We start from the raw sequence: 10669 nt of genomic DNA on the forward strand, positions 1-10669 counted from the left end.
GCGGACGAATCACGCCCATCTCTCCCGCCATCAGCCGGAGTTCATGCCCACCCAAGCCGAACCAAGCGAGCACGTTCGGAAAGCGGATGGCTTCTTACTGAAGACGACTGATTGATCACAACATCACACAGCCCCCAGAATGCGCCCGGCGCAATACGGGAGGAATCGAGTGCTTCCTGCGCCCCCCGTAGCCACCGGTGACTGGGATACCCGTGGTTGCAGCCGACGGGACGCCCCCAGATCCCGTCGGCATGATCGGAAGAGCGAGTTATGCCCGAGGATCCTGGCCTGGTGGCCCCGACCGTTGATGTCCGTAGCGCCTCCGGAGGAACCGGAAGCCCATCGGCGCAGGCAGCGCCCACACTCGGTGTCGAGGAGGAGTTCGTCCTGGCCGATAGTCGCACCCGCATGGCGGTGCGCAAGGCGTCGGGCGTCCTTGTCGCGACGAGGAGCCGGGTGGGGGCCGACCACGTGGCTGCCGAAATGGCGCAGGCGCAAGTGGAGAACGTGGGCGCCGTGTGCAGTACCGCAGAGGAACTGCATCGTGAGACGACGCGGCTGCGGTGCGCTGCCGCCTCCGCTGCCCATGTGCAGGGCTGTCTGCTTGTGGCCAGTGGCAGTCCCGTCCTTGGCAACCCGGGGCCGTTGCCGATTCTCGACCAGCCCCGCTATCACCGGATCGCACGAAGATTCAAACAATTGGTAGAAGATCAGTGCGTCAATGCTTGCCATGTGCATGTAGGCGTGCCGGATCGAGGCGAGGCCATCCGCACGGTCGGGCACCTGCGCCCCTGGATGCCGCTCCTGCTCGCGCTCACGGCCAACTCACCGTTCTGTAACGGCGTCGACACCGGATACGCCAGCTGGCGCTCGATGGTCTGGGACCGCTGGCCCTGTGCCGGCCCACCACCGCTGCTCCATTCGGCAGCGCAGTACGAGACCCTGGTCGACCAGCTTGTCAGCAGCGGAGCGGCTTTCGACCCGGCGATGCTCTACTGGCAGGTGCGGCCGTCTCGGCATGTGCCCACCGTCGAGGTCCGTATCGCGGACGTGCTGCCCCAAGCCGCCGACACGGTCGCCTACGCCCTGGTCGTACGCGGGCTCGTCGCCGACGCGCTCACCAGGGTGCGGGACGGAGCACCCACCCCGGACGTTCCCGACATGCTCCTCCGGGCCGCCTGTTGGCGTGCGGCTCGATACGGCGTGGACGACACGCTCGTCGGCACGCACAGAGATGGTTGTCCCACGCTCCCCGCCTTCGAACTGGTCGACGATCTCTGGGCGCGAGTGGAGCCGCACCTGGAGCGCTTCGGTGACGCCAGTGAGGTCAGCCACTGGTTGGACCGCATCCGGCACTCGGGAAACGGTGCGACGCGTCAGCGACGCGTCGCCGAGCAGAACGCCGGCCGACTGGAGGCCGTGGTCGATTACTTGGCAGCACCGGCAGCCTGAAGCAGCGATCCTTTCCATTCACCTAGGAGACCCGACCCATGAGCAGTGACATCACCCTGTCCGGCCCCTCACTCGTCCCCACCCACATGTACTTCACCACCGGTGTCGGCCGGCACCCGTACGAACTGCAGGCTCACGACCTCATGTACATGGACGCCGGTCTCGGCAGGACGAACCGGGTGCTGGTATCCAGCCGCGTACCACCGCACTGCGCCCTCATCGACTGTGCACAGGGGGGCCGCCTGCTGCGCGACGGCCAGATCGTCTTCGCGATCCAGGCACTCGCGGAGACCAGTACACCAGGTACGAAGATCGGCTCCGCCGTGGGCGCGGCAGTCCCCGAGGACGGAAGCCTGGGCTGCGTAGCCGAAGTGCATGAAGCGGACGCCATTGGCAAGAACGCCGCTCAGGCGCGGCAGAAAGCCGTCCGGATGGCATTGACCGCGATGGCCCTGGAGTGGGGTGACGCCGACTTCGACACGGATGCCGTGTACAGCCCGGACAGGGACCGCTACCTCATCTCGGGCAGGTCCGTCGCCGTCCACGCCGCCGCGGTGGAAGCCGTAGGCCCGGACAACGGGGACTACGTCAAGATCGTCGCCTCCCTCGTATTCCTGTTCTAACCGGCACCCCGTTCCCGTCCGCCGAGAGGACTCCCATGCCAGCACCTTCCGCCACGGACACCATCCTGCGTCCCGAGCGTCTGTGGGACGGTACGGCCGAGCAACCGGTCGAAGGCGTCGAAGTCCTCGTCCGTAACGGCCGCATCTTTGAAGTCGGCCCCAGGCTGAGGTCGAGCGGGGCCGACGGCCTGGTGATCGACTTGCCCGGTCACACTCTGCTGCCCGGGCTCATCGACTGCCACGTGCACGTCCTTGACGACTCCCTGGACACCGAGCCCGTCGGCTACCAGGTCGCCAGCGCCGTCCCCGTCCTCAAGTCCCTGCTTCTGAACGGTTTCACCACAGTTCGAGACCTCGGCAGCGCCGACCAGCCCTTGAACGTGTCCCTGAAACGCGCCGTGGCCGATGGCCACCTCACGGGGCCGCGCATGCTGGTCGCGCCCAACATCATCAGTGCTCTCGGCGGCCACGGAGACAAGCAGCCCACGCTCACTGAACGCTACAACCAGGTGGTCGGTACCCTCGCGGACGGCGAGCAGGGGATCCTGCGCACCGTCCGATCCCAGCATCGCGATGGTGCGGACTGGATCAAATTCGCCGCCGGTGGTGGTTTCTCATCCCCCAGCGACACCGTCACCGACGTCGGCTACACACAGCACGAGATGGAGCTCCTCGTCGCAACAGCGGCCGACCGCGGGCTCCCCGTGGCCTGTCATGCCTTCACCGACGAGGCCGTACGCCGAGCTGTCCGGGCGGGCGTGCGCAGCGTCGAGCACGGCTGTCTCACCGGGCCAGACACCCTTGCCCTGATCGCAGAGCACGACGCCTTCCTGGTCCCCACGCATTATGCACAGCGGTACTACCTGGACCGTCTGGAAGACGACGCTTTCTGGCAGCAGCGCTCTCCGACACTGCGGGACGCCTACGCCGAGCAGGCCGCATCACTGCGCGGGCATTTCCCGCTCGTCGCCGACAGCGGGGTGCGTATCGCCTTCGGCACGGACGCCGGCATGTTCCCCCATGCGGAGAACTGGCGGGAGTTCACCACCCTCGTCGACCACGGCCTCACTCCCCGTCACGCACTGCGTGCGGCCACAGCAGACGCAGCAGAGCTCTTGCAGCGACCCGACCTCGGCCGGATCGCACCCGGAGGAGCTGCGGACCTCGTCGCCGTGCCCGGTGATCCCCTGCGCGACATCGACCTCATGGGCCAAGTCGACTTCGTCATGCAGGACGGCCATGTCCGACTACATCCCGGTCGGACCGAGGACACGTACGAACCAGTCAAGGGACTGTAAGACGTTCGACTCTGTCCCGAAGCGAGGGTGGCTAGTGTCATGCGCCAGAAATCCTGTTGGTTAGTTCTGCCCGGTTTTCTGGCCGGTGGTTCCGACCTTGGTGAGGTAGTTGGCGAGGGAGATGAGGATCTCGTCGGCTGTCTTGGTCCAGGTGAAGGGCCGCGGATTCTCGTTCCAAGTGTGGATCCACGCAGTGATGTCGTCCTCCAGCGCTTTCACGGAGGTGTGGACGCCGCGGCGGATGAGCTTGTCGGTCAGAATGCCGAACCATCGCTCCACCTGGTTCATCCATGAGGAGCCGGTGGGGGTGAAATGGACGTGGAAGCGGGGGTGTTTGCTCAGCCACGTCCTGATGTCGGCGGTGTTGTGAGTGGCGTAGTTGTCGCAGACGAGGTGGACGTCGAGGCCGGCGGGCACCGCCTTGTCGATCCGGATCAGGAACTTCTTGAACTCGATCGCTCGGTGGCGGCGGTGCAGTGCCGATATGACGGTGCCGTCGGCGATGTTGAAGGCGGCGAACAGGCTGGTGATGCCGTGCCGAAGGTAGTCGTGAGTGCGGCGTTCGGGCATGCCCGGCATCATCGGTAGCACCGGCTGCGAGCGGTCCAGCGCCTGGATCTGGCTCTTCTCATCCACGCAGAGGACGACCGCCTTCTCGGGCGGGTGGTGATACAGGCCGACAACGTCGACGACCTTGGCGACGAACTGCAGATCGGTGGACAGTTTGAAGGAGTCCTGCAGGTGGGGCTTGAGGTCAAACCGCTTCCAGATCCGCCCGATCGTCGACTTCGACAGGCCGGTGCGCTGGGCCATCGAGGCCCGTGACCAGTGGGTGTCCTGGCCCGGGACCGACTCCAGGGTGGCCACGACGACCTCCTCGACCTGGTCGAGGAGGATCGAGGGCGGCCGGCCCGAGCGCGGCTCGTCGTGCAGACCATCGAGGCGTTTCGCGATGAACCGGGCCCGCCAGCGGTCCACGGTCGACCTGTCGATGCCGAGGTCGGCCGCGGCCTGCTGGTTCGTTCCTCCCTCCGCGCAGCGCAGCACGATCTTGGCCCGCAACGCGAGAAACTGGGCGGTCTTGGCCTGCCGAGCCCACTGCTGCAGCTGTCTGCGCTCGACATCGTCGAGGATCAGGTCAGCCTTCGGCCGGCCGATCCAGCCGGCGTCCTCAAGCCCAGCCATCCGCTCTGCGGCGAATGCCCGACGCCACTTGCCGACCGTTTTGGCCTGGACACCGACAAGCCGTGCGACACCCGCGTTCGACATCCCCTCAGCGCACGCCAGGATGATGCGGGCCTTCTCGGCCGAGCGCCGGTGCGGCATTTCCGTCCGGCGCACCAACTCCGCGCGCTCGGCCTCGGACAACGTGATCGCCACAGCAGAAGGCCCCGAATGCGACATGACAACAGGGTACTTACTAACCAACAGGATTTCTGGCGCATGACACTAGCAGCCGAAGAGGGTGTGCGATGAGCCGGACCATGACTGTGGGACAGGCCGCCGAGGCATCGGCGCCACTCGCCGGGCAGTGCGATTGTACGAGGAGCGCGGCCTGCTGAGGTCGGTCCCGCGCACCGACGCCGGTTACCGCCTCTACGACCAGGACAACGTCGACACACTCACCTTCATCCGCAGGGCCCGGGCCCTCCCCCTCGACGACATCGGAACCATCCTCGCCCTGCGCCGCAGTGGCACCACCCCGTGCACGGCGGTGCGCGACATGGCGGACGCCCGTATCAGTGAGATCGACCGGGCCATCACTGACCTGCGGGCGCTGCGCGCGACCCTGGTGGCGGCACGCGAGGACGCGGTGGCCTCCGGGTCGGAGCCGGAGGCCGACGGCGTCTGTCCCGTCATCGAGTGTCACGCGCGCTGAGCGCCAGGCTAGTGGCTGCCGGCGAGTTCGCCGCTGAGTTTGCCGTGGAGGTGGGCGCTGGGGTCGTTCAGGCCGACGATCTCGACGGTCTTACCGCGCTGGGCGTACTTGCTCTCGATGGCGTCGAGGGCTGCGACGGAGGAGGCGTCCCAGATGTGCGCCGCGCTCAGGTCGATGATGACCTTGCCGGGGTCGCCCGCGTAGTCGAACTGGCCGACGAGGTCGTTGGACGAGGCGAAGAACAGCTCGCCGGTGACCCGGTAGAGGACCGTCCCACCGTCGGGGTCGGTGACGGCGGTGACCTCGGCGAGGTGGGCGACGCGCTTGGCGAAGATGACCATGGCGGTGATCGAGCCGACAACGACGCCGATGGCCAGGTTGTGGGTGGCGACCACGCACACGACGGTGACGAGCATGACGGTGATCTCGCCGGCGGGCATTCGCTTGAGGGTCTTGGGTGCGAGGGAGTGCCAATCGAAGGTCGCGAACGACACCATGATCATGACGGCGACGAGCGCGGCCATGGGGATGTCGGAGACGATCGGGCCGAAGACGATGCAGAGCACCATCAAGAAGGCCCCCGCCAGGAACGTCGACAGACGGGTGCGCGCGCCGGAGACCTTCACGTTGATCATCGTCTGGCCGATCATCGCGCAGCCGCCCATGCCGCCGAAGAAACCGGTGACGATGTTGGCGATGCCCTGGCCGATCGACTCGCGGGTCTTGTTCGAGTGGGTGTCGGTGATGTCATCGACGAGCTTGGCCGTCATCAGCGATTCCATCAGCCCGACCAGCGCCATCGCGAAGGCGTACGGGGCGATCGTCGTCAGGGTGTCCATGGTGAACGGCACGTCGGGCAGGCCCGGCACGGGGAGGGAGGACGGCAGTTCGCCCTTGTCGCCGACGGTCGGCACCGCGATGGCCGCACCGACGGTGATGACGGTGAGGATCACGATGGAGACGAGCGGTGCGGGGATCACGGTTGTGATCTTCGGGAAGAACAGCATGAGCGCGAGGCCGCCGATGATCAGCGGATACACAGCCCAAGGGACGTTCCGCATCTCCGGCACCTGGGCCATGAAGATCAGGATGGCGAGGGAGTTGACGAAGCCGACCATCACCGAGCGCGGGATGAACCGCATCAGCTTTGCCACCCCGAGCGCTCCGAGGACGACCTGGAAGACGCCGGCGAGGATGACGGCGGCGATCATGTAGCCGAGGCCGTGCTCTCGGTTGAGCGGGGCGATGACGAGGGCGATGGCACCGGTGGCGGCAGAGATCATCGCTCGGCGTCCGCCGACGACGGAGATGACGACGGCCATGGTGAAGGAGGCGAACAGGCCGACCGCAGGATCGACACCAGCGATGATCGAGAAGGAGATCGCCTCGGGGATCAGCGCCAGGGCGACAACCAGGCCCGCGAGGACCTCGGTGCGCCAGACCTTCGGATCGGTCAGCCAGTTGGGCTTCAGGCCGCGCAGGCGCGCGGCCGGGGACACAGCGGTAGCGGAAGACAAGAGTTCAGGAACCTGTCGTGCTCGGGCACACCCTGCGGCAGCCAGGGACATGCGGGAGGACGCGGAGGGGCCGGGCCGACACCCCGCGGACGGCCCCGTCAGCGCGGAGCCGGAAGACCAGAGGGAACGGAGCAGGCAGGCGCGAGGGCGCCGGGCTCACATTCGGGGGCGAAGCGTCACGGCGGGCAGGCGGCGGCACCGGGCGTCATGGGCTCGCGCACGCGTCTCTCCTGCAACAATCAGAACTTCGCCGGGGGCGGCATCGGCCCCGACACGGCACTGGTGAAGCAGCGGTGCGCCGCTCCAGCATCAGCAACTCTACCCTAACGTTAGAGTAGGCATTGGCGGGTCCCGGCCGGGGCGACCACTGTGACGGAAAGGCCAGGAGCGGGGACGTGGACGGCAGGCACATGCAGATCGGCGAGGTCGCCGCGCGCACCGAGCTGTCCCTACGCACCATCCGGCACTACGAGGAGACCGGCCTGGTCGTCCCCTCCGCACGCTCTCAGGGGGGCTTCCGCCTCTACACCGAGAACGACGTTGCCCGCCTCATGGTCATCCGCCGGATGAAGCCGCTCGGCTTCACCCTGGACCAGATGCGCGACCTGCTGGATGCCACCGACCGCCTCGACGCCGGCGGTGAACTCGGCCCGGACGAGCGCGAGGCGCTTCTGGAGCGCGTGCGCGAGTACGAGAAGGCCGCAGCCGAGCAGGTGGAGAAGCTGCGGATCCAGCTCGCCCGCGCCGAGGACTTCGCCGCCACGCTCCGCGCACGGCTGCCCGAGAGCGAGTCGGCCCGTACCTGATCGCCGGGCGCCGGCAGAACCCGCCCTTACCCCTGCCTTCGGTCTCGGCGGCCGAGTCCGGCCACGGCAGCCCTCCTCCGAATCCGCACGTGGGCATCGCGAAGGAAGTGGCTCAGGGGTGGCACCGGCGCATTCGCGACGAGGCGTGCGCTCCTACGGCTTTTCGCCATTCATTCCCAGGACTCCTGTCTAGTGAGTCCGGCAGCATTTCCGCAGGTGAGCGCCGCGTAGGCTGCTGCAGCTCGTAGGGTCCGAGCCACTGCGGCGCGGACGGCAGAGCAGCTGAGGAGCCTGTCCGTCGAGGTCAGCAGTTCAGGCTCCACGACCCGGGGGCCGCGAGGCCGAGTGACACACGTGGCTTGATGGCGGTCCGGCCAAGGACAGCACCGTGATGATCCATCAATTCCTGTCAGTGGCCGCTGCTACACCAATCTCAGGGACGAGCCGCGCCAGTGGCTCACCGACGGGAGGGAACAGCATGCCGAACATTCCGGACGGGTTCCATTATGTGCGTGGACACATCCGCCGTAACCCGAAACCGCGCAGCGCGAAGCGGATGAGCGGCTGGATGATCGCCGGACTGCTGGCCGGCGACTGGTTATGGGGGCAGGTGTTCGGGTTCGGTGAGGCGGCCTCCACGACGCCGCCCGCAGCTCCGCAGCCCGCCGCCTCCACTCCGGCCAGCCGCTGATGACGCGCACGCGGTGGCAGGTGCGCCGCCCACGCGGCGCCGCGGAGGTCCTCTCGGCGCTGGTCGTGGCCCTGGCCGTCGTGGTGCTGGCCATCCGGATGGCCGCTGCGACCGCCGCGAGGACGCGTGGCCGTTCGTAGTGGCCGTCACTCTGCTGGCGTCCGCTCTTGGGTCCTGCCGGATCGTGCCGAGCGTGCGTCGGCACCGACTCGACGCCGGACGGCTGGCCACGTTGCGGATCACCCTGGCCGAACTTGACTCCATGGACGACCGGCAGTTCGAGCACGCGTTACGAGACCTCCTGGTCCGCGACGGCTGGCCGGCCCGCCGTGTGGGCGGTAGCGGTGACCAGGCCGCCGACGTCATGGGCGACCATCGCCAGCGAGGTCGAATCGTCGTACAGGCCAAGCACACTCGCGTCGGCGGGAAGGTGGGGTCGTCGGTGATGTACGCGGTGCAAGGGACAGCTGGCCCGGCCCATAAAGCCGAGCACGCAGTCGTCATTACCAACGGGTCCTTCACCCGCGACGCCAAGGCGTGGGGCGACCGGCACGGTGTCCATTGGGTCGACCGAGAAAGCTCCGGCGCTGGGCCGAAAGCGGCGCCGCCCTGCATGAACTCCTCGGGTTGTCCCCGCGCTCCCGCGCAAGCCGATTCAAGCGCGCGACCTGACCAACCGGCTCGCTGACCGCCGTCCGATACGTCTGGGGGTGTGGTGTTCGACGAAGACGGGTCACTCGACCCAACGCTGAAATTCCTCCTATACGCGGTCCTCGCGCTGGCCATCGGCAAGATGCTGTGGCAGTGGCTCACCGAAGACGTCAGCCGGTGGATCACCGTAGACCTGTGGAACCTGATCGCAGATCACCCATGGTGGACCGGGCTGATCGCGGTCGGCGCACCGGCCGTGCTCATACTGGTCGGCAAGCTCCTGTCGTTCTTCTTCGGCACCCACAATTACGTCGGCCCGGACGACGCGTTCGTCGCACCATCAGACGGTGATCCCGACCCGGACGTGCTGACTTTCAAGATGAAGCAGCTCTCCTCGATGAGCGCCACGGGGTTCGAGCAGGCATGCACCGATCTCCTGGCCCGTGACGGGTTCCTGGGTCCCCGCCGGGTCGGCGGCGCCGGTGACCTCGGCGTTGACGTCACCGCCCACGACCCCGAAGGCCGCCTACTGATCGTCCAGTGCAAGCAGTACACCAACCCGGTCGGGTCAGGCCACGTGCAGAAGTTCAACGGCACAGCCCGCCCGCACCACGGAGCCGACCTCCCGATCATGATCGCCCTCAATGGCTTCACCGAACCGGCCATCAAGTTCGCCCAGCACCACCGGCTCATCCTCATGGGCCGTTCCGAGCTGAAGGCATGGGCCCACGGCCGGCATCTGTACGACGTCCTCGGCATCCAGAGCACAACGCAGTGACTGCTGGTCCCGCAAGCTGGAAGGCTTGGCCATCCACCTCGGCGGCAGTATGCCCTTCCTCACAGGACCGGACGTGGATGGCAACACGATGGGCTACTGCAACTCGACACGTCCGACGTCGTCGACCGCCATGTAAAGCGACACGACCTGCGGGGGACACGGTCTCTGCGGAAACAAACCTGTTCCGGTCCCTCACGATGAGCACGACCGCCTTCGGGGTGGTCCTGGGACTCGGGGCGCTGGGCGCGGCGGCCGGGGCTCTGGCGGCCCCGTCACTCGCGGCGCGGTACGGGCCCGGGCTGATGATGCTCACCGCGCTCGCGATCATCCCGCTCACCCAGCTTCCTCTGCTCCTCGCCTCCCCGGGCCTGGTCTGGCAGTTCTCCATCGGCATCGCTCTGTTCCTTCAGCTGGCATGCGCCGGGGCCGCGGGGACGACCCAGCGCACCATTCGCCAGGTCATCACCGCCGACGGCATGCAGGCCCGGATGCAGGCCGTGCCTACCTGGCTCACCTCCGGCGGGCGGCCGGTGGCCGCGCTCCTCGCCGGCGGGCTCGGCACCTGGATCGGTGTGCGCCCCACCCTGATCGTCGGCACCTGCCTGCTCGTCGTCCCCGTCGTGGTCCTCTACCGCTCCCCGCTGCGCAGCCTGCTGTACATGCCTGGCGCACCCACCGTGGCTCCGCCTTCAACCGAGGCCATCACACCCCCGACCCCGCGGCCGATCGTCCCTCATCCCGCAGTCGCCGTGGATGTGCGGCACGACCGCTCTTCGGAAGACGGGCCGTGAGCACAACCCGGACACGGCCCGTCCGCCCCACACCTACCCCCTGCCCTCCAACGCTCGAGGTGATCACGTGCCGCCCTCCCGTCTCATCGGTGTGTCCAGTCAACGGCTGATCTTGGTTGTTGAGGGTCAGTGGCTGGTGGGGGTGAGTCGGCCTTCGAAGGCGATCTGGAACGCGTTCAGCGG

Annotated in this window: 11 protein-coding genes and 1 pseudogene; 10 read left to right on the forward strand and 2 right to left on the reverse strand. The window is 67.4% G+C overall.

Annotated features, from left to right (window positions below):
* The first annotated feature begins 270 nt into the window (after positions 1–270).
* Genes ACWD11_RS34665 through ACWD11_RS34675 form a run of 3 tightly spaced genes read left to right on the forward strand, consistent with a single transcriptional unit; the run spans position 271 to position 3373 of the window.
* On the forward strand, positions 271–1452 hold the full coding sequence (locus tag ACWD11_RS34665) for a carboxylate-amine ligase (RefSeq protein WP_389421659.1): 1182 nt from the start codon (positions 271–273) through the stop codon (positions 1450–1452).
* 38 nt (positions 1453–1490) lie between these two features.
* Positions 1491–2075 (forward strand): pyruvoyl-dependent arginine decarboxylase, encoded by a 585-nt coding sequence (locus ACWD11_RS34670; RefSeq protein WP_389421660.1) that lies wholly within the window; start codon positions 1491–1493, stop codon positions 2073–2075.
* A 35-nt stretch (positions 2076–2110) separates the two neighbouring features.
* Complete coding sequence (locus ACWD11_RS34675; RefSeq protein WP_389421661.1) at positions 2111–3373, forward strand: metal-dependent hydrolase family protein; 1263 nt, start codon at positions 2111–2113, stop codon at positions 3371–3373.
* A 60-nt stretch (positions 3374–3433) separates the two neighbouring features.
* Here the strand turns inward: ACWD11_RS34675 and ACWD11_RS34680 are convergent, their stop codons facing one another.
* A complete protein-coding gene (locus ACWD11_RS34680) occupies positions 3434–4777 on the reverse strand; it encodes an IS630 family transposase (RefSeq protein WP_451287876.1) in 1344 nt (447 codons plus the stop codon).
* Between the two features lie 61 nt (positions 4778–4838).
* Here ACWD11_RS34680 and ACWD11_RS34685 point away from each other — a divergent pair, with 61 nt between their 5' ends.
* Entirely contained in the window at positions 4839–5252 is a 414-nt protein-coding gene (locus tag ACWD11_RS34685) for a MerR family DNA-binding protein (RefSeq protein WP_451124399.1), read from the forward strand.
* 8 nt (positions 5253–5260) lie between these two features.
* Here the strand turns inward: ACWD11_RS34685 and ACWD11_RS34690 are convergent, their stop codons facing one another.
* The gene (locus tag ACWD11_RS34690; protein ID WP_451287878.1) at positions 5261–6751 is read right to left on the reverse strand and encodes a SulP family inorganic anion transporter; all 1491 of its coding nucleotides are present in this window, start codon (positions 6749–6751) and stop codon (positions 5261–5263) included.
* 413 nt (positions 6752–7164) lie between these two features.
* Between ACWD11_RS34690 and ACWD11_RS34695 the strand changes: the two genes are divergently transcribed.
* The 6 genes and pseudogenes from ACWD11_RS34695 (at position 7165) to ACWD11_RS34720 (ending at position 10486) form a co-directional block, all read left to right on the forward strand.
* Positions 7165–7575: a MerR family transcriptional regulator gene (locus ACWD11_RS34695; protein WP_389421633.1), complete on the forward strand. Its 411-nt coding sequence runs from the start codon at positions 7165–7167 to the stop codon at positions 7573–7575.
* Between the two features lie 478 nt (positions 7576–8053).
* Positions 8054–8266: a hypothetical protein gene (locus tag ACWD11_RS34700; protein ID WP_389421632.1), complete on the forward strand. Its 213-nt coding sequence runs from the start codon at positions 8054–8056 to the stop codon at positions 8264–8266.
* Complete coding sequence (locus tag ACWD11_RS34705; protein ID WP_389421631.1) at positions 8266–8406, forward strand: hypothetical protein; 141 nt, start codon at positions 8266–8268, stop codon at positions 8404–8406. Before ACWD11_RS34700 ends, ACWD11_RS34705 begins: the two co-directional genes overlap by 1 nt.
* A gap of 74 nt (positions 8407–8480) precedes the next feature.
* Positions 8481–8938 (forward strand): annotated as a pseudogene (locus ACWD11_RS34710) (restriction endonuclease); the annotation flags it as partial.
* A 43-nt stretch (positions 8939–8981) separates the two neighbouring features.
* Positions 8982–9695, forward strand: a complete 714-nt coding sequence (locus ACWD11_RS34715; protein WP_389421636.1) for a restriction endonuclease — start codon at positions 8982–8984, stop codon at positions 9693–9695.
* Positions 9696–9892: 197 nt separating this feature from the next.
* Positions 9893–10486 carry an MFS transporter gene (locus ACWD11_RS34720; protein WP_389421630.1) on the forward strand — a complete coding sequence of 198 codons (594 nt, stop codon included), beginning with the start codon at positions 9893–9895 and terminating at the stop codon, positions 10484–10486.
* The last annotated feature ends 183 nt before the right edge of the window (positions 10487–10669 follow it).

The organism is Streptomyces sp. NPDC002776 (assembly GCF_053592195.1).

Excerpts from the sequence above, each read along its gene's own strand:
- ACWD11_RS34680 (WP_451287876.1), bottom strand. The coding sequence starts at position 4,777 with ATGTCGCATTCGGGGCCTTCTGCTGTGGCGATCACGTTGTCCGAGGCC.
- ACWD11_RS34705 (WP_389421631.1), top strand. The coding sequence starts at position 8,266 with ATGACGCGCACGCGGTGGCAGGTGCGCCGCCCACGCGGCGCCGCGGAG.
- ACWD11_RS34700 (WP_389421632.1), top strand. The coding sequence starts at position 8,054 with ATGCCGAACATTCCGGACGGGTTCCATTATGTGCGTGGACACATCCGC.
- ACWD11_RS34670 (WP_389421660.1), top strand. The coding sequence starts at position 1,491 with ATGAGCAGTGACATCACCCTGTCCGGCCCCTCACTCGTCCCCACCCAC.
- ACWD11_RS34665 (WP_389421659.1), top strand. The coding sequence starts at position 271 with ATGCCCGAGGATCCTGGCCTGGTGGCCCCGACCGTTGATGTCCGTAGC.
- ACWD11_RS34675 (WP_389421661.1), top strand. The coding sequence starts at position 2,111 with ATGCCAGCACCTTCCGCCACGGACACCATCCTGCGTCCCGAGCGTCTG.
- ACWD11_RS34720 (WP_389421630.1), top strand. The coding sequence starts at position 9,893 with ATGAGCACGACCGCCTTCGGGGTGGTCCTGGGACTCGGGGCGCTGGGC.